We start from the raw sequence: 26,819 nt of genomic DNA on the forward strand, positions 1-26,819 counted from the left end.
GGCCGTCAGACGGATGCGCCGACGGGGGCGGCGTGCCCCGCGGCGTACACCGCGGCGTGTCCCGCGGGCTGGCCCGCGGCGTCGTTCGCGGCGACCACCAGGCGGGTGAGCTCGACGGCGCGGGCGAGGTTGTCGTCGGCACGCGTGCCGGCGGCCACGTGGTCCACCCACTGTCCGAACGCGTCCTGGGTGTCGGCGGGGACCTCGAGGGTGACCGTCTCGTCGCCGTAGGCCGGTCCGCCGGCGGTGAGCCGGGCCTCCAGGTCGGAGTAGGCGAGCCACCCCCGCGTGCCGGCCACGTCGATCGTGAACGGGGTGCCGGCGACGAAGCCGGCCTCGATCACGCCGATCGCCTGCGAGGGGTAGCCGACGGTGACCACGGCGTGGTCCTCGACCGCTCGGCCGGTGACCGAACGGTAGACGGCCGCGACGCTGTCCGGCCGTGCGCCGAGGAACAGCTGGGTCAGGTACACGGGGTGGCAGCCGAGGTCGGTGAGGGCGCCGCCGATCGCCGTCGCCGGGTCGAAGAAGCGCTCCGGCAGCCACGGTGCGACGGCACCGTCGTGCGAGAGCCGGACGCGGGAGGACGTGACGTCGCCGAGGCGACCCGCGTCGAGTTCGCGCAGGATCGCGGCGGTGTACCCGTGGTACAGCCGCGGGAGTGAGACGACGAGCGCGACGCGGGCCGTGTCGCAGGCGGCGATGACCGCCTCGCACTCCTCGACGGTGGGGGCGAGGAGCTTCTCGGTGAAGACGTGCTTGCCGGCCGCGGCGGCGCGTACGATGACGTCGCGGTGGACGTCGGTCGAGGTCGTGATCGTGACGGCGTCGACGTCCGGCCGGGCGAGCAGGGCGTCGAGGTCGTCGGTGAACTCGACACCGAACCGTTCGGCGCCGGCCCGGCCGCGCTCGGCGTCGTCGTCCCACACGGCGACGAGCTCGGTGCCGGGGTGGTCGACGGTCTGCTGCGCGTAGTCGCCGGCGTGGACGTGCCAGAAGCCGAGGACGGCGACGCGCAAGGGGGTGGAGGGCATGTGTCGGTGGTTCCTCTCGTGGTGACGGGCGGTGCGTTCCTGCTCAGATCCGGACCGTGTCGTAGTCCTTCGGCAGCGTGAACGGCGAGTACGTCTGCATCATCGGGTCGACGCGGTTCTGCGCACGCTCGACGGCCTCCTGCGGACTCGCGGTGCCGAGCAGGACGCTCGACCGCGCGTCGGCGAGGGAGTCCCACCACGCGCCGCCGACGGGCAACGGCGGGCGGCAGGTGGACGCGCCGATCGACTCGGTGAAGAAGCGGATCGACTTCGCCGAGCCCTTCGGGTCCTCGAGCGCTGCGATGTTCGACGGCACGCTCGTGGCCGGCACCATGTAGGTCTCCTGACCCTGCTTGCTCGTGAAGTACTTCATGAGCTCCCACACGGCCTTGTTCTTCTTCGAGCCCTTCGGCACGCACAGCGCGAAGCCGCCGGACCAGGTGTACTTGTCGCCGCCGTCCTGCTGGGTCGGCAGGTACGCGGTGCCCCAGTCGAGGTCCTTCGGGCCGTAGTTGTCGAAGGTCTGGATCGTCGACGGGACGCTGACCATGAACGCCATCCGGTCCGCCATGAACGCGGTCTGTCCCGGCGGGTGCCCGGTCGGCTCGTAGGTCGCGATGAAGGTGTCGGCGTCCTTGTAGCCGTAGCGCTTGGCCCAGTCCTCGTAGAACTCGAAGATGCTCCGGACGCTCGCCGAGTCCATCGTCATCTTCGAGTCCTGCTGGTCGAAGTACGAGGCGCCCAGGCCGAGCCCCCACGTGAACGGCCAGCCTTCGCCGTACCAGGGGAGCAGTCCGACGTGCGTGTAGTTCCCGCCGGACTTCTTCGTGAGGCGTTCGCTGACGTCCCACATCCGGTCCATGCTCACCGGACCGTTGTGCTCCCAGTCGAACTCGTCCGGGTCGATCCCGGCGCCGGTGAGCATCTTCCGGTTCACGAACATGCCGCGGGCGTCGGTGTCGTGGGGGAGGCCGTAGGTCTTGCCCTGGTAGCTGACCTCGCCGATCGTGAACCCGAGCCACTGCGCCAGGAACTCGTCCTTCGGCTGGTCCTCGAACTCCTCGATCATGTCGTCGATCGGTTCGATGAGCCCGATCGCCGCGTACTGCGCCGCACTGAACCGGTCGAGGAGCCACAGGTCGGGGGCGGTGCCGCCGCGCACGGCCGTGATGATGCTCGTGGCGTCGCCGGTGCCCTGCGAGGGCACGACGTTCACCTTCACGTCGACCTCGGGGTGGACCTCGTTGAAGTCCTTGATCACCTTCGTCTGGAACGGCACGAAGGTGCCCGTGACGCCCCAGATGGTGACCTGGTTCGGGTTGCTGCGCGCCCCGGAGCCACTCGCGCACGAGGCGGCGAGCAGTGCGAGCGCGCCGGCCCCGCCGGTGGCCGCGGCACCGCGGAGGAACGTTCGTCGGTCGAATGCGCTGCTCACTTGAAGCTCCCGATCTGGACGCCCTTGATGAACGTCCGCTGGAACACGAAGAACAGGACCACGAGCGGCAGGATGATGAGCACCGATGCCGCCATCAGCTGGTTGAACTGGAAGTCCTGCGAGTTGTTGAGGCGGAAGATCTGCAGCCCGATGGACAGCGTCTGCACGTTCTCGTCCTGCAGGTAGATGAGCGGTCCGAGGAAGTCGTTCCAGGCACCCACCGCCGCGAAGATCCCCACGGTGACGAGCGCCGCCCGGGCCTGCGGGAAGACGATCCGCCAGAGGATGCCCCACTCGGAGGCGCCGTCCATCCGCGCTGCGTTGAGCAGGTCCTTCGGGATCTGCAGCAGGAACTGCCGGAGCAGGAACACGTAGAACGCGGACCCGAACAGGCTCGGCACGATGAGCGGCAGGAAGGTGTTGATCCAGCCGAGTCGGGCGTACAGGTCGAACATCGGGATGAGCGTGACGGGGAACGGGATGAACAGCGTGGCGAGCACGACGTAGAACACCTTGTCGCGGCCGCGCCACTCGAGGCACGCGAACCCGTAGGCGATCACGAGGTTCGAGACCATCGAGAAGAGCGTCACGCAGACCGTGATGATGAGCGTGTTCCGGAAGAACGTGAAGAACGGCATCGCGTCGATCGCCTTGCCGAAGTTCGACCAGTCGAGCCACTGCGGGAACCAGGTGGGCGGGAAGGCACCGAGTTCGGAGTTGCCCTTCAGCGCCGAGATGACCATCCAGTAGATGGGGATGAGGAACAGCAGGCTCATCGCGATGAGGAGCACGCGGGCGAGGACGGACGACCACGGCGAGCGGATCGAGCCGTCGGCGTTGCGGGAGCGGTCGTCGGCACCCTTGCGGCCGCGGGGCCGGACGGCCTCGATCGACGAGGTGACGGTGTCGCGGTCCGGGTGTCGTTCAGTGCGCAGTGTCATCGGTCACTCCCCGGTCACGTCGTAGTTGACGAAGCGCTTGGACAGCCAGTACACGAGCCCGGACAGGATCATGCCGGCCAGGAACAGCAGCACGGCCATGGCGCTGGCGAACCCGAGCTGCGCGTAGCTGAACGCGTTCTTGTAGAGGTAGAGCATGTAGAACAACGTCCCGTTGTCCGGGCTGCCGAGGCCGCCGGTGCCGGACGAGATCACGTACGCCTCGGTGAAGACCTGCAGGCCGTTGCTGATGCCGGTGATCAGGTTGAACAGGATCACCGGCGAGAGCAGCGGCAGCGTCAGCGCGAAGAACTGCCGGACCGGTCCGGCGCCGTCCACGCGAGCGGCTTCGTACAGGGTCTTCGGGATCCCGCGCAGTCCGGCGAGGAAGATCAGCGCCGCGTTGCCGGCACCCATCTGGGCGAGCGCGACGATGACGAGCTTCGCCGTGGTCGGGTCGCCGAGCAGGTTCGTCGCCGGGATCCCGACGAGCTTCATGACCTGGTTGACCAGGCCGGTCTGCGGGTTGACGAGCACCACGAAGATGAACGCCAGCGCGAAGGTGGGGATGAGCGAGGGGATGTACAGCGCGGTCCGGTACCAGCCGATCTCGCGGACGTCCTGGTTCATCGCGATGGCGATGACGATGGCGATCACGATGCCGACGGGCACTGCGATCACGGCGTAGAACAGGGTGTTGCCGACCGCGGTGTGCACGAGCGGGTCGATGAACGCGGCGACGTAGTTGGCGAACCCGACCCAGGTGATGTCGGCCATGCCCGAGTACCGGGTCAGGCTGATCGCGAACGAGTAGATCAGGGGGTAGGCGATGAACACGAGCACGCCGAGGATCCACGGCGAGATGAACGCGATGCCGACGCGCAGCCGGCGTTTCTCGGCCGGGGTCCACGGATGCTTCTCGCGTGGTCGTCGACGGGCCGGAGCGTCACCGCCCGTGCGCGTCCGTGGTGGTGCAGTGGTCCCGGATCGTGTCGTCGTCGTCACGAGCGTCCCTTCCGACCCCGTGCCACGCCGGTGTGGCACAGGCGAATCCGTCGTCGGACGGGCGAACCGATCGCACCGTCGCGGTTTCAATCCAATTGATTGACAAATTCGTATGACCAGAGATGCTAGGGATCATGTCCGAGCCCCGTCAACCCCTTCCTGACACCGTGGTGCAGGGCAGAACGGGCGGCACGAACCTCGTGCGCGTCGGAGTCCAGAACCGTGCGCTCGTGCTCGACCTCGTCCGCCGCCGGGGGCCGTTCGCCCGAGCCGATCTGGTGCGTGCGACCGGGCTCAGCGCGCAGACGGTGTCGAACATCGCCGCCGGACTCGTGGGGGCGGGGCTGGTGCGCGAGGTGCCGGGCGGTGGGCGACGGCTCGAGGTCGTCGCGGGGTCGCGGTCGGCGATCGGGGTGCACCTCGACCCGGCGCACCTGGTCGTGGTGCGCACCGACCTGACCGGTGCCGTGCTGGCCGTCGAGCACGTCGACCTGGACGCGACCGACGACCCGGCGCGGACGCTCGACACGATGGCCGCGGCCGTGCGGCGCGTCCGCGGCGGCCGTTCCGCCCCTGCCGGCATCGGCCTGGCCGTCCCCGGATCGATCGACCCGGACGGCGTCCGGATGGGCACCCCCGCGCAGTTGCCCGCCTGGTGGTCGCTGCCCGTCACCGACGAGCTCGCCGCCCGGACCGGTCTGCCCGTGCTCCTCGAGAAGGACGGCGTCGCGAGCGCCCTCGGCGAGGTCTGGGCCGAGCCCGCTGCCGACGACCTGGTGTCCGTCTTCCTCGGCCACGGGATCAGCGCGGCGACGGTCGCGGCCGGCGAGGTGGTCCGCGGCGCCACCGGCAACGCCGGCGAGTTCGGGGGCATGCCGGTCGAGGCGCACGGCCGCTGGACCGAGGTCTGGGAAGCCTGCCAGCCCCTGCAGCAGGTCCGGCGCGCGGTCACCGCCGGGCTGCTCCCCGCGGGGATCCCGCTCGACCGGGCCACCGACGTCCGACGCGCGTTCGAGCGGCTCTGCGCGACGCCGGCCGCGGCACCGCTGGTCGCGGAGGCCGGGGCCGCACTCGGATCGGCGCTCGCCCACGTCGTCGAGCTGCTCGATGTGCCGCGGGTCACGATCGGTGGCAGCGCGGCCCTCGCCGGCGGCGACGTCTTCATCGCGGCCGTCCGGGAGCGGCTCGCCGTCCGCCTGCCGCAGGGGCCGTTCCCGACGGTCGCGGCGACCGCCTTCGGCGAGGCCTCGGTCGCCCGCGGTGTGGCCTGCGCGGTGCTGCAGGCCGACCTCGCCGTGCCCGCACCCGCCGTCCGCGGTGCCGGTCCGGGGCGTCGACCGGGAGGCCCGGTGCACCTCCGCAGCATCGCCCACCCCTGGTGAGCGGGCGCGTCCAGGGCACGGGGCCGGCAGCGCGCGTGACGCCGTGCGACGACGTCGGCGCGGCCGCCGTCGCGACGCCGTAGCGTCGGAGCATGAGCACGACGACGCCGACCGCATCCGACTTCGCCACCGAGTGGGCCGCCTGGCACGACGAGCACGAGCGGGCACGGGCGAGCGAGCACGGCTTCCTCGCCATCACCAGCATCCGGTGGCTCCCCGCGACGCCCGAGCGCTTCGACGACGCCCCGGGTACGTGGTCGACGGGCGAGGACGGACCCGTCGTCGAGCTCGCGGACGGCGAGACGATCACGGTCGACGGGCAGTCGGTCACCGGAACCCACCGCTTCGGACCACTGCCCGAGCGCTCGAGCACGAACGTCGTGTGGCAGGACGGCGACGAGTCCGTCGTGATCGAGGTCGCCCGACGCGGCGGCAGCGACGTCATCCGCCCGCGGCACCCCGGAAACGCGACCCGGACCGAGTACCCCGGCACCCCGACGTACGAGCCGTCGGAACGCTTCGTCGTCGACGCGCACTTCGAACCGTTCGACGAACCGCGCGAGGTCACCGTCGGCTCCGTCGTCGACGGCCTGCAGCACGTCTACTCGGCGCCGGGCGTGCTGACCTTCGACCTCGACGGGCCGCGGTCGCTGCTCGCGTTCAACGGGCACGGGGACGGCCTGCACGTCCTGTTCACCGACCGCACCAGTGGTGTCACGACCTACGCCGCCAACCGGAGCCTGGACATCGCCGCCCCGGATGCCACCGGCGCCACCCGGATCGACTTCACCCGCGCGACGAACCTGCCGTGCGCGTACACGGCGCACGCGACGTGCCCGCTGCCCCCGGCCGAGAACCGGCTCGACGTGGCCGTCGAGGCGGGGGAGCGGCTGCCCGTCTGAGCCCGTGTGGCTGGGGGCCGCGCACGCCCGACGCGGAACGACGTCCTCGATGTCGTGCGACGACGAGGACGTCGTTCGTTGCGCGCGCGGGTCGTTGCAGCCGCGCGGGAGCGAGGAGGTCGATGTCGTACGACGTCCACGGTGTCGCTCGGCGTCGGCGGTCGGCGTGCGTCAGGCGAGGGGCACGCGCTCCCAGGTGCTCGTCGCCCGCCACGCCCGCGCATCGAACGCGAACACGCTGCCCATGCCGGGTTGGTCGAGCGCGCGTGACACCGGCGCTCCCGTCAGGTCGGCGAGCAGGAGCGCCCCGACCGCACCGTGCGACACGATGGTCGCGTCGCCCGCCGCAGTGAGCCGCCGGACCGCTCCGACGATGCGGGCCTGGGCGTCGACGGCGCGCTCCCATCCGCGGACCGACCGGGCCGGCTCGGCGAAGAACCGGTCGACGACCCCCTCGAACTCGGTCGGTGGCAGGTAGCCCGTCGCGCTGCGGTCGATCTCGCCGAGCAGCTCGTCCTGCGTCGGCACGTGCCCGACCGCGGCCCCGAGCAGCTCGGCGGTCTCGACGGCCTTGCGTTCCGTGCTCGACACGATGCGATCGACACCCGAGTCCCACGCCAGCGCGTCCGCCCGCCCGGCACGGGTGCGCCCGACGACGGACAGTCCCCACGACTCGATCGGTTCGGCGGGTTCTACGACGACCTCGGCGTGGCTCAGGAAGTACGAGACCATCCGGCGATCCTGGCACGGACCGGGGTGGTGTGCGCGTCGGGGGCTCGTCGTAGGGTGAGCGCGTGGAGTTCCCGGGGGAGGCGGCCGGCGCGCGTGACGCGTCGACCTCTCCGGGGTCACCCCGGGGCACGCAGGACCAGCAGGACGACACGCCCCGAGCAGGCGAGCGCGCTCCGCGCGCGACGCTGCACGGAGGCACCGACAGGTCCTCCGGGAACCCCACGCCCCTCTCCGTCGTCACCGCCGCGCTGGCCGACGCGTTCCTGACCGCCGAGCGGTGGGAGGCGGACGTGCTGACGGCGGTCGGGTACGTGGTCGTCGGCGTCGAGCGTGCGTACGTCGGGCTCGCGGTCGCCGCCGCGCTCGAGGCGTACCCCCGGCCACCGGTGGACGCTCCGCGCCAGCTCGCGGCCGTGCTCGCCGCTGCGCCGCGCCTCGTCGCGCAGCACCGGTCGCGCGAGGACCGTCGGCCGATCCGGGTGCTCGTGCGCCGGGCCACCGCGGTCCGTGCCCGTCCGGAGACGGCGAGCCCGCTGCTCGTCGACACCCTGCCCGAGCTCGCGCGGGCACTCGACCTCACCGTCGGCCGGCTGCTCTGGCTCGCCGACACCCGCGCGTGGAACCGCCGCCAGGGACCCTCGAGCCCCCTCCACCACCACCGGCACGAGTGGATCACCCGGCCCGGTCGCGCGCCTCGCCTGCTCGAGAAGCCGATGGACATGCTCCGTCGCACCCAACGGACGATCCTCGACGAACTCCTGACGATGCTGCCGGTGCACGACGCCGCGCACGGCTTCGTGCCCGGCCGGAGCGTCGTCACGGGAGCAGCGGTGCACACCGGTCAGCAGGTCGTGGTCACCGCGGACCTCACGACGTTCTTCGCGAGCGTCTCCGCGCCGACCGTCTACGGCGTCTTCCGGGCCGCCGGGTTCGCGGAGCCGCTCGCGCACGTGCTGACCGGGCTCTGCACCCACCGGGTACCGGTCCACGTGCTCAGCGCGATGCCGGCCGGCGGCTCGCCGGAGGAGCGTCACGCGCTGTGTCAGGCCCTGGCGAGGGCGCACCTTCCCCAGGGTGCCCCGACGTCGCCCGCGCTGGCGAACACCTCGCTGCGGCACCTCGACGCCCGGCTGGCCGGATGGGCCGGGGCCGTCGACGCGGTGTACACCCGCTACGCCGACGACCTGACGTTCAGCGGCGGCGACCGGCTCGCCGCACGACCGGACGCGTTCCTGCGCGGCGTCGACCGCATCGTGACCGAGCAGGGGCACCGCCTCAACCCGTCGAAGACCCGGGTGCGGCGCCGCGGGGTCCGGCAGTCGGTCACGGGTGTCGTGGTCAACGAGCGTCCGTCGCCCGGGCGCCGCGAGGTCGACCGGCTGCACGCCGTCCTGCACAACGCCGCGGTGCACGGGCCTGCCTCGCAGAACCGTTCGGGTCACCCGGAGTTCCGGGCGCACCTGCTCGGGCGCATCGGGTGGGTCGAGCAGGTCAACCCGGGCCGCGCCCGACGGCTCCGCGAGGAGTTCGCCCGCATCGTGTGGTGATGCCGTCGGCGGACCGTGTGACGTCCGGTTGCGCTCCGTTGCCCCGCGTTGCGGCGGCCGGCCGCGCCGTGATCGCACCTGGGTAGCGTGCCGCCATGTGTCCGAGTGAGATCCCGGCCGACGACCGCTACGACGAGCTGATCGCACCGCTCCGGCCCGTCGTCGAGCGGATCGGCATCGACGCCCGCCAGCGGGAACGCGAGGAGCGTCTCGCCACGGAACAGCTCGGCTGGCTCGTCGACGCCGGCTTCGCGCGGTGGCGGACGCCGGTCGCGTGGGGCGGGGTCGGTGCCCGTCTGTCCGACGTGTTCCGGGCGATCGCCGAGATCGCCGAGGTCGATCCGAACCTGGCGCACGTGTGGCGGAACCACTTCTCGTTCGTCGAGGACCGCGTGCACGCCGAGGGCACCGCGTTCGACCGTGCGATCGTCACGCGGCTCGGTGACGGCGAGTTCGTCGGGGGCGGGTGGAGCGAGTCGCCGAACCCGGCCGGGGGCGACCTGACCACGCGGATCGTCCGCGACCCGGACGGGTCCTGGCGGCTGACCGGCCGGAAGTTCTACTCGACGGGCAGCGTCTACGCCCGGTGGATCACGGTCCTGGCGCTCGACGACACCGGTGCACGGTTCGTCGCGCTCGTCGACGCCCAGGGCCCCGGCGTCGTGGTGGGTGACGACTGGGACGGCTTCGGCCAGCGCATCACCGGCAGCGGGAGCGTGACGTACACCGACGTGCCGGTGCCCGACGAGCGGGTGCTGCCGTACGCGACCCGGTACCCGTACCAGGAGCAGTACTACCAGACCGTGATGCACGCGATCCTCGTCGGCATCGGCCGCGCTGCCCTGCGGGAGGGCGTCGAGGCACTCCGATCCCGGGCGCGCGGACACCACAACGGCACCGCTGCCGACCCGGCCCGCGATCCGGAGCTGCTGAGCGTGATCGGCACCGTCGACGCCCGGGTGCACGCCGCCGACGCCGCGTTCGCCGCGAGCCTCGGCCCGGTGGACGCGGCCGTCGACCGGCACACCGCCCTGCGTGCGGCCGGTGCCGAACCGTCGACCGACCCGGTGCTCCGGGCGGCGCTCGAACGCAGCTGGATCGCGGTGGCGCGCGCCCAGACGGTCGTCACCGACGCGGTGCTCGACGCGACGACGCTGGTGTTCGACGCCCTCGGGTCCTCGGGGACGTTCCGCTCGCTCGGCCTCGACCGGCACTGGCGGAACGCCCGCACCCTGGCGTCGCACAACCCGCGGGTGCACAAGCGCCGCATCGTCGCCGACCTGCTCGTCAACGGTGCGAGTCCGCTGGACCGCTGACCGTAACGGACCGTCACGGAGCGCAACCCGCCGACACCTGCGTGCGCCGCGCCGAGGCGAGCCCCTACGGTCGGTGCACCGGCTCGCCACGGACGCTGGGGAGGCGACCGTGGCGGGCCGTTCTGCGCACCCGAACGGGAGGACCACCGTGACCACCGCCCCCGCACCACCCGTCGTCGCCGTGCCGGACGCGGACCTCGCAGCAGCGGCAGCCACACCCGGCGGCATCGACAGACTCGCGGACCGCCTCGCCGGTTCCGGTGCCGCCGTCGTCGCCGTCGGCACCGACCGCTTCGATCCGGCGACGAGCACCGGCCACCGGCTGGACCCCACCACCGCGACACTCGCCCTCGGCCGTGCGCTGCCGGACCACGGGTTCCTCGTCGCCGTGGCCCCGACCCGCGAGCACCCGTACAACGCCGCCCGCCGGGTCCTCTCGCTCGACCACGTCCTGGACGGTCGGGTGGGCGCCGTCGTCGGCGCCCGAGACCACGGCGCAACGAACACCGGAGTCCCGAGCACCGGCGCACCGCACGACCCTGCCGAGTTCGCCCGGGTGCTCCGCGGGCTGTGGCGCACCTGGCCGCTCGACAGCATCGTCGGGGACCGCACGTCGGGGCTCTTCGCGCACATCGACCGGATCCGACCGCTCGACCACGACGGCGGACCGGACGGCTACCGCGTCCGGGGACCGCTCACGACGCCGTCGAGCCGGCAGGGTGAACCCGTCCTCGCGGTCTGGCACGACGTCGACCTGCCCGGAGCGGACCTCGTCCTGGGCGGGACCGCGCACCCGCTCGCACCGCTGCCGGCGGCGAGGTCCGAGGCGGAGCCGCACCGGGCCTCCCGGTCGACCGCGACGCGACCACCACGGCCACCGCGAGCAGCGCGACCGACGCTCCGCACCCTGCTGGGACTCCCGGACCCGACGGCGGTGACCGCGTGACGGGCCCGGCCGACGACGCCGGGCTGATCCTCGGCGTGAACCTGCAGGGCTTCGGGCAGCGCCCCGCGGCCTGGCGGACCCAGGACGTCGAGCCCACCGACCTGCTCACGGCGGAGTTCTGGGCCGACCTCGGGCGCACCGCCGAACGCGGCCTGCTCGACATGGTGTTCTTCGCCGACCACCCGGCGTTCGGCGACCCGAACGTCCGCGCCTACGGGTTGCTCGAGCCGTTCGTGGCGCTCGGGGCGATCGCCGACGCGACGAGCCACCTCGGGTTGGTCGGCACCGCGTCGACGACGTACAACGACCCGTTCGACGTCGCCGAGCGGCTGCTGTCGCTGGACACGGTGTCCGGCGGACGCGTCGCGTGGAACGCCGTCACCACCTACGACCGCTCGGTGTCCGCGAACTTCGGCGTCGCGACGAACCCCGACCGGCCCGAGCGCTACGCCCGTGCGGGGGAGTTCGTGGACCTGGTGACGGCGCTCTGGCGGTCCGCCGCCACCGGGGTCCCCGTCGTGCACCACGGCGGGTTCCTGGACCTCGAGGGCGTGCTCCGGGTCCCGTCGTCGGCCCAGGGCCACCCGGTCGTGTTCCAGGCCGGGGGATCGCCCCACGGCCGCGACCTGGCGGCACGCGTCGCCGAGGGGGTCTTCGCCGTCGAGTTGACGCCGGAACCGGCGCGGGAGCACCGCCGCGCCGTCAAGGCCGCTGCGGAGACACACGGGCGGAGCGCAGCGGACGTCGCGATCGTGCCGGGGTTGTCGCTCGTGCTCGGCAGCACCGAGGCCGAGGCGCAGCGCCGGTTCGACGAGCTCGAAGCCCTCGCGCCGGACGGTTACTCGCTCCGGGCGCTCGGGACGCACCTCGACGCCGACCTCTCGGGGCTCGACCCGGACGCGCCGATCCCGTCGGCGATCCTCGACCGCGAGGTCGACCCGGTCACCTACGGGCCCTCGCTCGGGTACCACGAGACCGTCGTGCGGTGGGTGCGCGCCAACAACACCTCGTTGCGGGACGTGCTGCGGGGCTTCGGTGGGTACGGCGCCCGGATCGTGGTCGGGACCCCGGAACAGGCCGCCGACACCATCGAGGACTGGTACCGCACCGGTGCCGCCGACGGCTTCAACCTGATGATCGACGAGTTCCCGCGGGGCCTCGAGACCGTCGTGGACGAGCTCGTGCCGATCCTGCAGCGCCGCGGGGTGTTCCACCGGTCGTACGAGGACGTGACGCTGCGCGGGCGGTTCGCCGCGCGTGCCCGGGGGCTCTGACCTCGCACGGTGCGCGGTCCGCGGTACGGCCGCGCTGCTGCACCGTGCGCGTGCGTTCACACGGTGCGAGGTTGGTCGCACCGTGCGGGCTCGCAGCCGCTCACGGTGCGAGCAACCTCGCACCGACCGACGGAAGCCGCACCGTGCGGACCGCGCGTCCCGCACCGTCCGCACCGCGCGTCCCGCACCCCGCGTGACGCTGTGTGACGGCCGGCACCGCGGCACCGCGTCACACGGCGACACCGCCGGTCACGGTCCGCAACACCCGTCGCCTCGGGGCCACGACCGCCCTAGCGTCGCCGACATGACCGACTACCTCGACCGCGAGCAGGACAAGACCTTCACGAAGGTCTACAAGCAGCAGACCCCGGACATCCTCAAGGCCTTCGTCCAGTTCGACGAGTCGGTGTTCCAGGCCGAGGGCCGCGCGATCCCGCTGAAGTACCGGGAGCTCATCGCCCTCGCCGTCGGCATCACCACGCAGTGCGTCTACTGCATCGACGGCCACAGCCAGCGCGCCGTGACGGCCGGCGCGACCGAGGCCGAGCTCGCCGAGGCCGCCTGGGTCGCCACCGCGATCCGCGCCGGCGGCGGGTTCGCGCACGGCCGACTCGGCTTCAAGTTCGGCGCCGACGCGACCCCCGCCGACGCGTCCCCGGCCCGCGCGACCCCCGCCGACTCAGCACCGGCCGCCGCCGACCACGCCGCGCACACCCACTAGGAGGACCGCCATGCCCGACCGCATCACCCTCGTCACCGCGCTGCAGGGCGCCGGCTGGCACCCCGCCGCCTGGCGCGTCGCCGGCCCGGTCGCGCAGCGCCTGTCCAGCCTCCGGCACTGGCGCGACGTCGTCGTGGAACAGGACCGTCTCGGCATCGACGCCGTCACCATCGAGGACTCGTTCACCGCGGGCCCGACGGCTGCCGACCACGACCTCGACACCACGACCGTCGTCGGACGGCTCGACGCCCTCCTCGTCGCGAACGCGGTCGCCCCCGCGACCCGCGCCGTCGGTCTGGTGCCGACCGTCTCGGTGACGCACACCGAGCCGTTCCACGTGGCCACGGGCCTCCAGACCCTCGACCACGTCTCGCTCGGGCGAGCCGGCTGGCGGATCCAGGTGAGTCCGACGACCCGCGAGGCGGCCCTGTTCGGCCGTCGACCCGGCGGCGACGACGCGGCCACCCTGTTCGACGAGGCCCGCGAGGCGGCGGAGGTCGTCTCCCGCCTGTGGGACAGCTGGGACGACGACGCGATCATCCGCGACGTCACGACCGGCCGGTTCATCGACCGCGACCGCATCCACAACGCCGAGTACGCGGGCCGCCACCTGTCCGTCCACGGCGCGTCGATCGTGCCGCGGTCGCCGCAGGGGCGGCCGCCGGTCTTCGCCCTGGCCCACCGCGCCGACGCTGCGGCGTTCGCCGTGGACGCTGCGGACGTCGTGCTGGTCACGCCCGGGTACCAGGGCCGGGAGGCGCGGGACCTGTTGGACGAGGTCCGTCACCTCGAGCAGGTGGCCGGGTCTGACGTCCGTCGTCCGGTCCTCGCCGACCTCGCGGTGCTGATCGGGTCGTCGTCCGCTGCCGCGGCCGACGAGCTCGCCGCGCTCGACGGCGCTGCCGGGAGCGCGTACGCGGGGGCGTCGGACACGTCCGTGCTCGCGACGACGGTGCCCGAACTGGTGTCGCTGATCGGGGACCTGCGGGGCCTCGGCTTCGCCGGCGTCCGGCTCCGCCCCCTGCGCATCCCGCTCGACAGCACCGCCATCGCCAGGCAGCTCGTCCCCGCGCTCGTCACCGCCGGGCTCCGCGCCGACGTGGCGTCCCGTCCCACCGCCGACCTGCGCACGCGGCTCGGCATCGCCCCGGCGGTCAGCCGGTACGCGTCCGCACCCGCCGGTTCCGTCTCCGTGGAGGTCTCAGCATGAGCACCAAGCGTCAGGTCCACCTCGCCGCCCACTTCCCGGGCGTCAACAACACCACGATCTGGAGCGACGACCGTGCCGAGAGCCAGATCGCGTTCTCGTCGTTCGAGCACTTCGCCCGCAACGCCGAGCGCGGGTTCTTCGACTTCCTCTTCCTCGCTGAGGGCCTGCGGCTCCGCGAGCAGAAGGGCCGCGTCCACGACCTCGACGTCGTCGGGCGTCCGAACACCCTCGCGGTCCTGGCCGCCCTGGCCGGGGTCACCGACCACATCGGTCTGGTCGGCACCCTGCAGACGACCTTCAACGAGCCCGTGGAACTCGCGAAGCAGCTCGCCACGCTCGACCACCTGACCGACGGTCGTGCCGGGTGGAACGTCGTGACGAGCTCGGACGCGTTCCACGGCGCGAACTTCCGCCGCGGCGGGTTCCTCGACCACGCCGACCGGTACACGCGCGCTGCCGAGTTCATCGCGTTGTCCCGCGAGCTCTGGGACTCGTGGCAGGCCGACGCCGTCGTCGCCGGCACCGCCGCGGGCGGCGCGCTGGCGGACGGCGTGTTCGCCGACCGGTCCCGCATCCACGACGTCGACCACCACGGCCCGCAGTTCGACGTCACCGGCACGTTCCCGGTGCCCCGCAGTCCGCAGCGGCACCCGGTGATCGTGCAGGCCGGTGACTCCGACGAGGGGCGCGACCTCGCCGCCGCGAACGCCGAGGTGATCTTCTCGCTGCACACCGAGTTCGACGACGCGCAGGCGTTCTACCGCGACGTCACCGAGCGGCTCGAGCGGGTCGGACGGTCGAAGGACGAGCTGCAGATCCTGCCCGGCGCGACCTTCGTGATCGGCTCGTCGGCGGAGGACGCCGAGGAGCGGTCGAACGCCATCCGTCGCGCCCAGGTCAGCCCGGCCACGGCGATCGCGTTCCTCGAGCAGGTCTGGAACCGCGACCTGTCGTCGTACGACGTCGACGGCCCGCTGCCGACGATCGAGCCCGACTACGAGGGCGCCGCGATCACCCGGGGCCGCGCCCGACACACCCGCGACGTCCCCGCCCTGGTGCAGTCGTGGCGCGACCTGGCCGAGGCCGAGCACCTGTCGATCCGCGACCTCGTCATCCGCGCGTCGACCCGGGGCGGGTTCGTCGGGACGGCGTCGCACATCGCCGCCGAGATCGACCGGTACGTGCAGGAGCGCGCCACCGACGGGTTCGTCGTCGTGCCGCACACCAACCCGTACGGCCTCGACGAGTTCGTCGACACGGTCGTCCCGCTGCTGCAGGAGCGCGGCGTCTACCGGCAGTCCTACGACGAGGGTGCGACCCTCCGGCAGACGCTCGACCTGCCCGGCACGATCCGCGACCGATCGGCCGCCGCACGCACGGCCGCTGCGGCGGGTCCGGCGCGTGCGGCAGCGTCCGCCGGGGTGCTCGCGTGACGATCTCCAGCCTCGCGATCCTCGTCCCCGGCAACTTCGAGGACGACGCCCCCGTCGACGGTCTCGAGGCCACCCTCGACCTGTTCGCCACGGCCGAGCGGCTCGGCGTCGACGGCGCCTGGGTCCGGCACCGGCACCTCGAGCACGGCATCGGCTCGGCCGCGGTCTTCCTGGCGGCGGCGTCGCAGCGCACCACGTCCATCGAGCTCGGCGTGGCCGTCGTGCCGATCGGGTGGGAGAGTCCCTTCCGCCTGGCCGAGGACTTCTCGCTCGCCGACGTCCTGGCGCACGGGCGGCTGCAGGTCGGGCTGTCCACCGGCTCGCCGCACGCCGAGATCCTCGGCGACCTGGTGTTCGACGGCGACTGGCGCGCGTTCGACCGGGGATACGGGCGGGTGTCCCGGTTCGTGGACAACCTCCGCGGCGCGTTCCTCGGCGCGGACGACACCGTCATCCAGAGTCCCGGGAACGTCCAGCGCCCCCGGTTGCAGCCGTACGCGCCGGGTCTGGTCGACCGGGTCTGGTACGGCGGCGGGTCGCTCCGGTCGGCCTCCTTCGCCGGCAGTTCCGGGCTCAACCTGCTGCTCGGCAACCTCACCTCGGGCGAGGGCACCGACGACTACGGCACCGCCCAGCGGAACCAGCTCGCGGCGTACCGCGCCGCGCTGCCGACCGGCCGCACGCCCCGTGTGGCCTGGGGCCGGTGCGTCGTACCGACCGACTCGGCCGATCGGGTCTCGCGCGAGCGGTACCGCACCTGGTCCGAGTCCCGTCTCGCACGGCAGACCGCGCCCCAGGGGCCGCGCCGGACCCTGTTCTCCGCCGACCTGGTGGGGCCCGCCGAGCAGATCGTCGAGCAGCTCGTGCACGACGCGACGCTGGCCGAGGTCGACGAGTTCCGGATCGAGCTGCCCTACGAGTTCGCCGGTGACGAGTACGAGCAGATCGTCTCGGACGTCGTGGCGAAGGTCGCACCGGCGCTCGGGTGGACGGCGCGGACGGCGGTGGCGGCATGACCCGCTACCTGCTCTCCCGCATCGGCCAGGCCGTGCTCGTGCTCTGGGCGGCGTGGACGATCTCGTTCTTCGTCCTCTACGTCCTGCCGAGCGACCCGGCCCGGATCATGGTCGGCCCGGACGCCACCGACGTCACGGCGGCACAGCTCGACGCGCTCCGGCACCAGTACGGCCTCGACCAGCCGGTGCTCGTGCAGTACGTCCAACACCTCGGCGCCCTGCTCACCGGCGACCTCGGCCGCTCGATCGGCGTCGGTCGACCGGTCGCCGACGTCATCGGCGAAGCGATCGCGCCGACCGCCCAGATCGCGGTCGCCGGCCTCGTGCTCGCGATCGTGTTCGGCGGTGGGATCGCGGTCCTGGCGACGTGGACCCGGAACCGGGCCCTCGGCCAGTTCCTGCTCCAGCTGCCCCCGATCGGCGTCGCCGTCCCCGGGTTCTGGTTCGCGCTGCTGCTGGTGCAGTGGTTCTCGTTCGGGCTGCACGTCTTCCCGGCGTTCGGTGGCGAGGGTCCGGCGTCGGTCGTCCTGCCGGCGATCACCCTGGCGCTGCCGACCGGTGCCACGATCGCCCAGCTGCTGTCGAAGTCCCTCGTCCAGACCCTCCGTGAGCCGTACGTGGACACCGCGTACGCCAAGGGTGCCGGACGCTGGCGGGTTCAGCTCCGGCACGCGCTCAAGAACGCTGCGCTGCCCGCACTCACCGTGACGGGACTCATCGTCGGGCAGTTGTTCTCCGGCACCGTCGTCACCGAGACGGTGTTCTCCCGCCCAGGCCTCGGTCGGGTCACCGCGACCGCCGTGCAGCAGCAGGACATCCCCGTCGTGCAGGGCATCGTGCTGCTCGCCGCCGCGATCTTCGTCGTCGTGAACCTGGTCGTCGACCTCGTGTACCCGCTGCTCGACCCGCGCGTCGTCGTCGCCGGCAGCCGTCGGAAGCTCCGCGACCAGGACGGCGCGACACCGGGCGCGACGCCCGACGCCACCCCGTCCAGCGCCACCGAACCGAAGGCGGTCCCCGCATGACCGAGACCACGCAGCTCGCCATCGGGCGCCCCGCGTCGCTCGCCACTGACCGCCTCCCCGGCGGCACCACGACAGCGCTCCGTGCGCTCGTCGCCCGCCCGACGCTCACCGTCGCGCTCGTCTGGCTCGCCCTCGTCGTGCTCGCCGCGCTCCTGCCCGGAGCACTCACCCACCACGACCCGCTCGCCGCCGACCCGGCCGCCAAGCTCACCGCTCCCGACGCCGCGCACTGGTTCGGCACCGACCAGCTCGGCCGTGACCTGTACGCCCGCGTCGTGCACGGCACCGCGCTCACACTGCAGGCCGCGGTCCTCGCGATCGTCATCGGCCTGGTCGGCGGCTCGCTCGTCGGGCTCGTCGCCGGTTTCGTCGGCGGGGTCGTCGACGCCGTGCTCATGCGCGTCGCCGACGTCCTGCTCGCGATCCCGAGCCTGCTGCTCTCGCTGACGATCGTCACCGTGCTCGGCTTCGGCACCGTGAACGTCGCGGTGGCGGTCGGCGTCGCGAGCATCGCCACGATCGCCCGCATCATGCGCTCCGAGGTCGTCCGGGTCCGCACCGCGCCGTACGTCGAGGCGGCGAGCGCGAACGGCAACCGCTGGTGGCGCGTGCTGGCCGTGCACGTGCTGCCCAACGCGGCCGGTCCCGTCCTGGTGCTCGCCGCCCTCGAGTTCGGCACCGCGATCCTCGCCGTCTCCAGCCTGAGCTTCCTCGGCTACGGCGCGCAGCCACCGCAGCCCGAGTGGGGTTCCCTCGTCGCCACCGGGCGCGACTTCATCGCGTCCTCGTGGTGGCTCACGACCATCCCCGGCCTCGTGATCGCCGTCACGGTGCTCGCGGGCAACCGCGTCGCCCGCGCGCTCGACACCGAACGGAGGGCCGTCCGATGAGCCTGCTCAGCATCCAGGACCTGACCGTCACCTACGGCCGCGGGAGCAGTGCGCGCACCGCGCTCCACGGCGTCTCGCTCGAGGTCGGCCGCGGCGAGCGCGTCGCCATCGTCGGCGAGTCCGGTTCGGGCAAGTCGACGACGGCGCACGCGGTCCTCCGGCTCCTGCCCGCAGCGGCGGACCTGACGGGAGGTGGGGCCACGCTGGCCGGTTCCGGGGCGTCGCGGAGCTTGCGGAGCGACGGCACGGCCGAGCCAGTGGGGACGGTGCGGCTCTCCGGGGCGGCCGACGGATCCGGGGACCTCGACCTGGTCACCGCGACCGACCGCCAGGTGCGTTCCGTGCGCGGCGTCCGGATCGGCTTCGTGCCGCAGGACCCGACGGTGTCGCTCAACCCCGTGACGCGGATCGGCACGCAGGTCGCCGAGGTGCTCCGGATCCACGGGCTCGCCACCGGTGCCGAGGCTCGGGAACACGCCGTCGAGGAGCTCCGCCGTGCCGGCATCGACCGACCCGAACTCCGCGCGCGGCAGTACCCGCACGAGCTGTCCGGCGGCATGCGGCAGCGGGTGCTCATCGCGATCGCGCTGATCGGCGACCCGGAGCTGCTCGTCGCGGACGAACCGACGAGCGCGCTCGACGTCACGGTCCAGCGGACGATCCTCGACCACCTGGACCGGCTCGTCGCCGAACGGGGCACGAGCGTGCTGTTCATCACGCACGACCTCGGGGTCGCCGCCGACCGGGCCGACCGCATCGTCGTGATGTCCGAGGGGCGGGTCGTCGAGCAGGGCACCCCGGCCGAGGTGCTCGGCGCACCCCGCGAGCCGTACACGCGCGCACTGATCGCGGCGGCGCCCAGTCTCGACGACGTGACCGTGTCCGTCGGACTCCGCACGGGCCTCCCGGCAGACGGCGACCCACTCGTCGTCGCGACCGGACTGCGGAAGTCCTTCGACCGCGTGACCGCCGTCGACGGCGTGGACGTGACCGTCCCGCGGGGCCGCACCCTGGCGCTGGTGGGGGAGTCCGGTTCGGGCAAGTCGACCGCCGCACGCCTCGTGCTCGGACTCGAACGCCCGGACGCCGGCCGCGTGCGGTTCGACGGCGCCGACGTGGGCGGAGCCCGCGGTGCGGCGCTGCGGGCGTACCGGCGGCAGGCGCAGATCGTGCAGCAGAACCCGTACGCGGCGCTGCACCCGCGGCTGTCGGTGGGGGCGGTGATCGCGGACCCGCTCGCGGCCTTCGGCATCGGCACCCGGCGGTCCCGCGCGACACGGGCGGCGGAGCTGCTCGACCTCGTCGCGCTGCCGTCGTCCGTGCTCGGTCGTCGACCGGCGGAGCTGTCCGGCGGACAGCGGCAGCGTGTGGCGATCGCCCGCGCGCTCGCACTCGATCCGTCGTTCATCGTCCTCGACGAACCGGTCTCCGCACTCGACGTGTCCGTCCAGGCGCAGATCCTCGACCTGCTCGCGGAGCTGCAGTCGACGCTCGGCGTCTCCTACCTGTTCATCTCGCACGACCTCGCCGTCGTCCGTCGCATCGCGCACGAGGTGTCCGTCCTGCGGGGCGGCCGTGTCGTGGAGCACGGCGACGTGGCGCAGGTGCTGCACGACCCGCAGCACGAGTACACGCGCGCACTGCTCGACGCGATCCCGGGACGATCCCGGCGCGTCGCCACCACCGAAGGAGTCTCATGACCACCCACCGCACCCCGTTCCGTCTGGTGGCCGCGATCGCGGCCGGCACCGCGGCGGCCCTGGTCATGGCGGGCTGCTCATCGGGCGGTACCGCGTCGACGTCCTCGTCGTCGAAGCCCGTCGACGGCGGCTCGCTCACCTACGCCATCGCGAACGACCCGATCACGCTCAACCCGACGGGCACCGGCGCGGGCAACGACACGCTGGCGATCACGCGGCAGCTCGTCGACTCGCTGCTCTGGCAGGACCCGTCCGACGGCTCGCTCAAGCCGTGGTTGGCGACGAAGTACTCGGCGAACGCCGACGCCACCGCGTTCACGTTCGACCTGCGCTCCGGTGTCACGTTCTCGGACGGCACCGCGTTCGACGCGACGGCCGTCAAGGACACCTTCGACGACATCGCCTCGGCCGGCGCATCGAGCACGGCCGCCGCGTACTTCTCCGGTTACACGGGGACGAAGGTCGTCGACGACGACACGGTCGAGGTCGAATTCTCGACGCCGAACGCCGCGTTCCCGAACGCCACGGCGTCGGTCGCCCTCGGCATCGTCGCCCCGAAGACCACCGAGACCCCGTTCGACGACCGTGCCGACGGGAAGGCCGTGATCGGCACCGGGCCGTTCACGCTGCAGTCGTACACGAAGAACACCTCCACCGTCCTCACGAAGCGCAAGGACTACGACTGGGGCCCCGCCGCGCGGTCGAACGCCGGGGCGGCGCACCTGTCCGAGGTGACGTTCCAGGTCGTCCCCGAAGCCAGCGTCCGCACCGGCAGCCTGCAGTCCGGCCAGCTCGACGCGATCAGCAGCGTGCAGCCGAGCGACGTCGACACCCTGCAGGCGCAGTACGACCTCGTCACCCGCGCCAACCCGGGCCAGGTGTTCGGCCTGACGTTCAACCAGAAGCGGCCGATCGTGTCCGACCTGGTCGTCCGGAAGGCGATCGCCCAGGCCGTCGACCCGAAGGCGGTCCGCGACACCGCACTGAACGACCTGTTCAAGGTCGCGGACTCGGTCCTCGGGTCGACGACACCCGGGTACGCGGACACGTCGTCGGGTTCGGCCACGTCGTCGGGTTCGGCCACGTCGTCGGGTTCGGCCACGTCGTCGGGTTCGGCCACGTACGATCCGAAGGCCGCGGCGGCTGCCCTGGACGACGCCGGGTGGAAGAAGGGCTCCGACGGCATCCGCTCGAAGGACGGGACGAAGCTGCAGCTCAAGCTCGTCTGGATCACGAACTTCGGACCGAACCAGACGTCCCTCGAGCTGATCCAGCAGGAGCTCGGGAAGGTCGGCGTCGGCGTCACCCTCGAGAGCGGGACCGTGCCGCAGTACCTCGCCAACCTGACGAGCGGCGACTGGGACCTGTCGTGGGACAACAGCTCGCGCGCCGACGGCGACGTCCTGCGGTCGAAGTTCTCCAGCTCGGGCGCCCAGTCGATCGGTGCGTCGGACACGACGCTCGACGCGCTGTTCACGAAGGAACTGTCCCAGTCGTCGGCGTCCGACCGGTCGGCCACCTTCGGGGAGATCCAGCAGCGCATCGCGTCCCAGGTCGACTTCGTCCCGGTGCACGAACTCACCAGCATCATCGCGCCCGCGACGGACGTGCACGGCATCGTCTTCGGGGCCGACACCCGGCTCGACCAGCTGACCGGCGCGTGGAAGGACGCGTCGTGAGCGCCGCTGGACGGGCGCCGCTCTCGGTGCTCGACCTGGTGCCGGTCACCGCCGGGTCGTCCGCCGCCACGGCGCTGCACCGCACCGTCGACCTGGCCGTCGCCGCGGAACGCGCCGGGTACGCCCGCTACTGGCTCGCCGAGCACCACCTCAACCCCGGGGTGGCCGGCAGCGCGCCGACCATCGTGATCGGTGCGGTCGCCGCCGCCACGTCCACGATCCGGGTCGGCAGTGCGGCGACGCTCGTCGGCAACGTCCGCGGGCTGCAGATCGCCGAGACCTTCGGCACCCTCGCTGCGCTGTACGGGCCGCGGATCGACCTCGGGCTCGGCCGCTCCGGGGCGCCGGCTCCCGGTACCCCGAAGCCGCCGTCGCTCGCGCCCCGGTCGGACGAGGTCGTCGACGGACTGCTCGTCCCCGCACCGTTCGACTTCCGCATCGCACCGGGCAGCCGGTTCGCGCTGCAGGGAGAGCTGCTCGGGCGGGTGCCCGGTGACGTCGACCGGTTCGAGGGCGAGCTGGACCTCGTCCGTGCGCTGTTCGCCGGCACCTGGTCGCGGGACGGCGCCGTCGTCGGGGCGCCGCCCGCCACCGGAGCCGCCGTCGAGCTCTGGATCCACGGGTCGACCGGAGGCGAGAGCGCCCGGGTCGCCGGAGCACTCGGACTGCCGTACGGCGCGAACTACCACACGTCGCCCGGCACGGTCCTGGCGTCGGCGCAGGCCTACCGCGACGCATTTCGCCCGGGGGTGCTCGAGGCACCGCGCGTCATCGTGTCGGCGGACGTCGTCGTCGGGCGCACGGAGGCCGAGGCCGCGGAGCTGTCGCTCGGGTACGCGGAGTGGGTGCACTCGATCCGCTCCGGCGTCGGGGCGATCGAGTACCCGACGCCGTCCGCGGCACGGGCTGCGCCGCTCGCTGCGGCGGAGGCGGCGTCGGTCGCCGATCGGCTCGCCACCCGGTTCGTCGGCGATGCCACGGCCGTCGCCGACCGCCTCGAGGTGCTGCAGCGGGCGACCGGCGCGGACGAGCTCCTCGTGACGACGATCACGCACGACCACGACGCCCGGGTGCGCTCGTACGAGCTGCTCGCGGCGGAGTGGGCCGCGCGGGGTGCTGGTGGTGGTGCTGGCGCTGGTACTGGTGCTGCGCGTGCGGGGGCTGGCGTGGGTGCCGGGGTGCGCTGACCGCACTGGTGCGCTGACCGGACTGGTCCGTGTCGACCCGGAACGACGAGCCCGATGTCGCACGACATCGGGCTCGTCGTTCGTGCGCGCGTGCAAGTGTCGGCGCCCGCAATGAGCGACACCGTGGTCGTCGTGCGACGTCGACGAAGTCGTTCGGCGTGCGGCCCGTGCGGCCGATGCGCGCGCATGCTCCGACGGTCCACGCGTCGATCACCTCGTGCAGTGTCGGACGATGCACGCGCAACGAGCGACACCGTGGTCGTCGTGCGACGTCGACGATGTCGTTCCGCGTCGGAGCCGACCGCCCGCGCACGCACAGAACGACTCCCTCGACGTCGTGCGACATCGAGGGAGTCGTTCCGAGTCGGACGGACCCGGCCCCGGGCCCGACCCCGGCCCTCAGCTCGCGTCGAGCGGCAGCCCCTCGGGGTTGACCTCGGAGTGCTCCACGGCCTCGTTCGACAGGTTGTACGACTTGAGCCACTTCGCGTACGTGCCGTCGTCGATCAGCTCGTCGATGGCGTCCGCGATGGGCTCGGCGAGCCCGCTGCCCTTCTTCGTCGTCGCCGCGATGAGCCCCTGCAGGTCGCCGCCCGCTCCGGAGAACGTGCCCGCGGTCTTCGTCGGGTTCGCGCCGTCCGCGCTCAACGTGTTCTGGTACGCGACCGTCGGGTTCGGCCCGAAGTACGCGTCGATCTTGCCGGAGTCGAGTGCCAGCTTCACGGCGTTGCCGTCCGGGTAGTACTTGATCGTGATCGTCTTGCCCTGCTTCGCGAGGTCGGCCTTCCAGCCGAGCAGGATGAGCTCCTGGTTGGTGCCCGAGCTCACCGCGACGGTCTTGCCGGCGAGCACGGACGGGTCGCCGTCGAACGTCAACGAGGAGTCCTCCGGCACCTGCAGCGCGAGGTTGTCCTGGCGGTACGAGGCGAAGTCGTACTTCTCCTTGCGCTGCTCGGTCACCGTGATGTTCGAGAACCCGGCGTCGTACTTGCCGCCGTCGATCCCGACGAACAGGTTGTCCCACGTGGCGTTCTCGACCTGGGCCTCGAGGCCGAGCTTCGCGGCGACGAGCCGGCCGAGGTCGGGCTCGGAGCCGGTCAGCGTCTTCTGGTCGTCGCCGGTGAACGCGAGCGGCGGGAACCCGGCCGGCAGCGCACCGATGCCGACGACGAGCTTGCCGGACTTCTTGATCGACGCGGGGAGTTCGTCGTGGAGCTTCTCGTCCGCGTCGACGGTGACCTTCGTCTCGGTGGCGGCACCGTTCGACGCGGCGCCGATCGTGACCGTGCCGTCGGACGCGCCGGAGCCAGAGCCAGAGCCAGAGCCAGAGCCGGAGCCGGCCGTCGCCGACGTGGCGCACCCGGCGAGGGCGACGACGACTCCGGTGGCGAGGACGAGGGCGCCGGCGCGGGTCCGCCAGCGGGAAGGGGTGGTGATGGACATGGTTCTCCTGGGATCGGGTGGAAGGGGAAGAAGGAACGTCGAGGGAACGGCGTCAGCGGACGCGGGACAGGAAGTCCCGCGTGCGAGCGTGCTGCGGATCGTCGAGCACCTGGGCGGGGGAGCCCTGCTCGACGACGCGGCCGTGGTCGAGGAACACGACGTGGTCGGCGACCTCGCGGGCGAAGGCGATCTCGTGCGTGACGATGACGAGCGTGGTGCCCGTGTCCGCCAACCCCCGGATGACCCCGAGCACCTCGCCGACGAGCTCCGGGTCGAGCGCCGAGGTCGGTTCGTCGAGCAGGACGACCGACGGCTCGAGCGCCAGCGCCCGCGCGATGGCCACGCGCTGCTGCTGCCCGCCGGAGAGCTGCCTGGGCCGGGTGTCGCCACGGTCGCCGAGTCCGACGCGCTCGAGCAGAGCCGCTGCGCGGTCGCGCGCCACGGCACGGGGGACCCCGGCGGCGATGGGTCCCTCGGCCACGTTCTCGAGCGCGGTCAGGTGCGGGAACAGGTTGAAGTGCTGGAACACGAACCCGATCCGCGACCGCTGCCGCAGGATCAGGCGCTCGGGCAGCTCCTTGTACCGGGGGATGCCGTCGCGCCCGGTCCGGAGCCGGACGCCGATGGTCTCTCCGCCGACCGTGACGACCCCGCGGTCGAGCGGTTCGAGGTGGTTGATCGCGCGCAGCAGCGTGGACTTACCGGAGCCCGAGGGACCCAGGACCACGGTGACGCTCCCGGACGGCAACGACAGGTCGACGCCGTCGACGACCACCGTGTCGCCGAACGCCTTGACGGCTCCGTGGATGCTGATCGCCGCGCTCATCAGATGGTCCTGTCGTCGATGGTGGAACCGGGGCCGGACGCGACCACGGCCGCGGCGGAGGCGGCCTGCCGGGCGCGATCCGGGCCTCCAGGCCGACCCGGCCCGCGTCCGGAACCGCGACGCACCGCGGCCCGCACCCGCTGGAACGGCGTGGGCGGCAACGCCCGCACCGACCCGCGAGCGGTCCACCGCTCGACGTAGTACTGCACGACCGACACCGCGCTGGTGAGCGCGAGGTACCAGAGCGTCGCGACGACGAGCAGCGGGATGATGTCGGTCGGGTAGGTGCTGGACAGGTTCTGGACGACGCCGAACAGGTCGAGCAGCGACACGTAGAACAGCAGCGACGACGCCTTGAGCAGCCCGACGACCTGGTTCACGAACGCCGGCACGATCGACCGCAGTGCTTGCGGCAGGATCACCCGCACGAACTGGCGACGGCGGGGGAGCCCCAGCGCCTGCGCGGCTTCGTGCTGGCCGTGGTCGACGGCGAGCACCCCGGCACGGACGATCTCGGACGCGTAGGCGATCTCGCTGAGGCTCAGCCCGATCACGCCGATCGCCAGGTCGCCGAGGACGTTGGCCGTGGTGACCTCGACCTGCGGCCCGAAGGGGATCCCGATGCCGATGGTCGGGTACAGCGACCCGAGGTTGTACAGGAAGACGAGCACCAGGATGAGCGGCACGGAGCGGAACAGCCAGACGTACCCCCACGCCAGCCCGGACAGCACCGGGTTGCGTGAGAGCCGGGCGATCGCGACGACGATGCCGCCGGTGAAGCTGATGACCGCGCTGAGTGCCGTCGCCACGAGCGTGAGCTGCAAACCGGTCAGGATCGCCGGGCTGAACAGCCACTTCCCGACGGCCGGCCAGCCCCACGACTCGTTCGTGAACAGGGTCTCGACGAAGTTCAGGAGCACCACCAGCACGACGGCTGCGGCGATCCAGCGCAGCGGGTGCCGCAACGGGACGACGGGTCGGTCGAGCGCGGCGCGTCCGGCCGCGTCGACGGTCGCGTCCGTCGTCCGGGAGGCCCGTGGTGTGCCCCGCGATCCGGCCGCGTCGTCGACGCTGGTCGCGTCGACCGCATCGGTCCCCGCGACGGCGCTGGTCGCGTCCCGGGGCGGTCCCGTTCTGGTGTCGGTCATGTCGCGACCGTAGAAGGGTCGCGGTGCCTG

General features: G+C 72.6%; 23 protein-coding genes. 15 read left to right on the top strand and 8 right to left on the bottom strand.

The features are described from left to right. Positions 1 to 5: 5 nt before the first annotated feature. Genes ACVKXF_RS07900 through ACVKXF_RS07915 form a run of 4 tightly spaced genes read right to left on the bottom strand, consistent with a single transcriptional unit; the run spans position 6 to position 4,412 of the window. On the bottom strand, positions 6 to 1,034 hold the full coding sequence (locus ACVKXF_RS07900; protein WP_456795384.1) for a Gfo/Idh/MocA family protein: 1,029 nt from the start codon (positions 1,032 to 1,034) through the stop codon (positions 6 to 8). 43 nt (positions 1,035 to 1,077) lie between these two features. After that, complete coding sequence (locus ACVKXF_RS07905) at positions 1,078 to 2,469, bottom strand: ABC transporter substrate-binding protein (protein WP_185021359.1); 1,392 nt, start codon at positions 2,467 to 2,469, stop codon at positions 1,078 to 1,080. Next, the gene (locus tag ACVKXF_RS07910; RefSeq protein ID WP_123312821.1) at positions 2,466 to 3,410 is read right to left on the bottom strand and encodes a carbohydrate ABC transporter permease; all 945 of its coding nucleotides are present in this window, start codon (positions 3,408 to 3,410) and stop codon (positions 2,466 to 2,468) included. The genes ACVKXF_RS07905 and ACVKXF_RS07910 overlap by 4 nt, the downstream gene beginning before the upstream one ends. Before the next feature lie 3 nt (positions 3,411 to 3,413). Next, entirely contained in the window at positions 3,414 to 4,412 is a 999-nt protein-coding gene (locus ACVKXF_RS07915) for a carbohydrate ABC transporter permease (RefSeq protein WP_123312820.1), read from the bottom strand. A 134-nt stretch (positions 4,413 to 4,546) separates the two neighbouring features. Between ACVKXF_RS07915 and ACVKXF_RS07920 the strand changes: the two genes are divergently transcribed. Together ACVKXF_RS07920 and ACVKXF_RS07925 are read left to right on the top strand one after the other, a co-directional pair. Further along, positions 4,547 to 5,794 (top strand): ROK family protein, encoded by a 1,248-nt coding sequence (locus ACVKXF_RS07920; RefSeq protein WP_456795385.1) that lies wholly within the window; start codon positions 4,547 to 4,549, stop codon positions 5,792 to 5,794. Between the two features lie 92 nt (positions 5,795 to 5,886). Next, a complete protein-coding gene (locus ACVKXF_RS07925; RefSeq protein WP_456795386.1) occupies positions 5,887 to 6,696 on the top strand; it encodes a DUF1684 domain-containing protein in 810 nt (269 codons plus the stop codon). A gap of 171 nt (positions 6,697 to 6,867) precedes the next feature. Here the strand turns inward: ACVKXF_RS07925 and ACVKXF_RS07930 are convergent, their stop codons facing one another. Next, positions 6,868 to 7,428, bottom strand: a complete 561-nt coding sequence (locus ACVKXF_RS07930) for a histidine phosphatase family protein (protein ID WP_456795387.1) — start codon at positions 7,426 to 7,428, stop codon at positions 6,868 to 6,870. Positions 7,429 to 7,490: 62 nt separating this feature from the next. On the opposite strand from ACVKXF_RS07930, the gene ACVKXF_RS07935 reads away from it, so the two are divergent. From ACVKXF_RS07935 to ACVKXF_RS07995, 13 genes are all read left to right on the top strand, one after another. Then, positions 7,491 to 8,975, top strand: a complete 1,485-nt coding sequence (locus ACVKXF_RS07935; protein WP_456795388.1) for a reverse transcriptase family protein — start codon at positions 7,491 to 7,493, stop codon at positions 8,973 to 8,975. A gap of 95 nt (positions 8,976 to 9,070) precedes the next feature. Further along, positions 9,071 to 10,291, top strand: a complete 1,221-nt coding sequence (locus ACVKXF_RS07940) for an acyl-CoA dehydrogenase family protein (protein ID WP_456795389.1) — start codon at positions 9,071 to 9,073, stop codon at positions 10,289 to 10,291. Positions 10,292 to 10,439: 148 nt separating this feature from the next. Next, complete coding sequence (locus tag ACVKXF_RS07945) at positions 10,440 to 11,237, top strand: LLM class flavin-dependent oxidoreductase (protein ID WP_456795390.1); 798 nt, start codon at positions 10,440 to 10,442, stop codon at positions 11,235 to 11,237. Beyond that, entirely contained in the window at positions 11,234 to 12,511 is a 1,278-nt protein-coding gene (locus tag ACVKXF_RS07950) for an LLM class flavin-dependent oxidoreductase (protein ID WP_456795391.1), read from the top strand. Before ACVKXF_RS07945 ends, ACVKXF_RS07950 begins: the two co-directional genes overlap by 4 nt. 304 nt (positions 12,512 to 12,815) lie before the next feature. Next, positions 12,816 to 13,232 (top strand): carboxymuconolactone decarboxylase family protein, encoded by a 417-nt coding sequence (locus ACVKXF_RS07955; RefSeq protein ID WP_456795392.1) that lies wholly within the window; start codon positions 12,816 to 12,818, stop codon positions 13,230 to 13,232. Between the two features lie 10 nt (positions 13,233 to 13,242). Next, entirely contained in the window at positions 13,243 to 14,442 is a 1,200-nt protein-coding gene (locus tag ACVKXF_RS07960; protein WP_456795393.1) for an LLM class flavin-dependent oxidoreductase, read from the top strand. After that, a complete protein-coding gene (locus tag ACVKXF_RS07965; RefSeq protein ID WP_456795394.1) occupies positions 14,439 to 15,875 on the top strand; it encodes an NtaA/DmoA family FMN-dependent monooxygenase in 1,437 nt (478 codons plus the stop codon). The genes ACVKXF_RS07960 and ACVKXF_RS07965 overlap by 4 nt, the downstream gene beginning before the upstream one ends. Continuing rightward, positions 15,872 to 16,891, top strand: coding sequence for an LLM class flavin-dependent oxidoreductase (locus ACVKXF_RS07970; RefSeq protein WP_456795395.1), 1,020 nt, complete (start codon positions 15,872 to 15,874; stop codon positions 16,889 to 16,891). Before ACVKXF_RS07965 ends, ACVKXF_RS07970 begins: the two co-directional genes overlap by 4 nt. Continuing rightward, positions 16,888 to 17,916, top strand: coding sequence for an ABC transporter permease (locus ACVKXF_RS07975; protein ID WP_456795396.1), 1,029 nt, complete (start codon positions 16,888 to 16,890; stop codon positions 17,914 to 17,916). The genes ACVKXF_RS07970 and ACVKXF_RS07975 overlap by 4 nt, the downstream gene beginning before the upstream one ends. Beyond that, the gene (locus ACVKXF_RS07980; protein WP_340196861.1) at positions 17,913 to 18,806 is read left to right on the top strand and encodes an ABC transporter permease; all 894 of its coding nucleotides are present in this window, start codon (positions 17,913 to 17,915) and stop codon (positions 18,804 to 18,806) included. The genes ACVKXF_RS07975 and ACVKXF_RS07980 overlap by 4 nt, the downstream gene beginning before the upstream one ends. Continuing rightward, a complete protein-coding gene (locus tag ACVKXF_RS07985) occupies positions 18,803 to 20,506 on the top strand; it encodes a dipeptide ABC transporter ATP-binding protein (RefSeq protein ID WP_456795397.1) in 1,704 nt (567 codons plus the stop codon). Before ACVKXF_RS07980 ends, ACVKXF_RS07985 begins: the two co-directional genes overlap by 4 nt. After that, positions 20,503 to 22,185, top strand: coding sequence for an ABC transporter substrate-binding protein (locus tag ACVKXF_RS07990; RefSeq protein WP_456795398.1), 1,683 nt, complete (start codon positions 20,503 to 20,505; stop codon positions 22,183 to 22,185). Before ACVKXF_RS07985 ends, ACVKXF_RS07990 begins: the two co-directional genes overlap by 4 nt. Next, positions 22,182 to 23,372: an LLM class flavin-dependent oxidoreductase gene (locus ACVKXF_RS07995; protein ID WP_456795399.1), complete on the top strand. Its 1,191-nt coding sequence runs from the start codon at positions 22,182 to 22,184 to the stop codon at positions 23,370 to 23,372. Before ACVKXF_RS07990 ends, ACVKXF_RS07995 begins: the two co-directional genes overlap by 4 nt. A gap of 399 nt (positions 23,373 to 23,771) precedes the next feature. Here the strand turns inward: ACVKXF_RS07995 and ACVKXF_RS08000 are convergent, their stop codons facing one another. From ACVKXF_RS08000 to ACVKXF_RS08010, 3 genes are read right to left on the bottom strand one after another with little or no spacing between them, the layout of a single operon-like run. Next, complete coding sequence (locus tag ACVKXF_RS08000) at positions 23,772 to 24,815, bottom strand: ABC transporter substrate-binding protein (protein ID WP_456795400.1); 1,044 nt, start codon at positions 24,813 to 24,815, stop codon at positions 23,772 to 23,774. A gap of 52 nt (positions 24,816 to 24,867) precedes the next feature. Continuing rightward, positions 24,868 to 25,641 (bottom strand): amino acid ABC transporter ATP-binding protein, encoded by a 774-nt coding sequence (locus ACVKXF_RS08005; protein WP_123312804.1) that lies wholly within the window; start codon positions 25,639 to 25,641, stop codon positions 24,868 to 24,870. Next, positions 25,641 to 26,789 (bottom strand): amino acid ABC transporter permease, encoded by a 1,149-nt coding sequence (locus ACVKXF_RS08010; protein ID WP_456795401.1) that lies wholly within the window; start codon positions 26,787 to 26,789, stop codon positions 25,641 to 25,643. Before ACVKXF_RS08010 ends, ACVKXF_RS08005 begins: the two co-directional genes overlap by 1 nt. Positions 26,790 to 26,819 lie beyond the last annotated feature (30 nt).

It is taken from the genome of Curtobacterium sp. PvP017 (assembly GCF_054060195.1).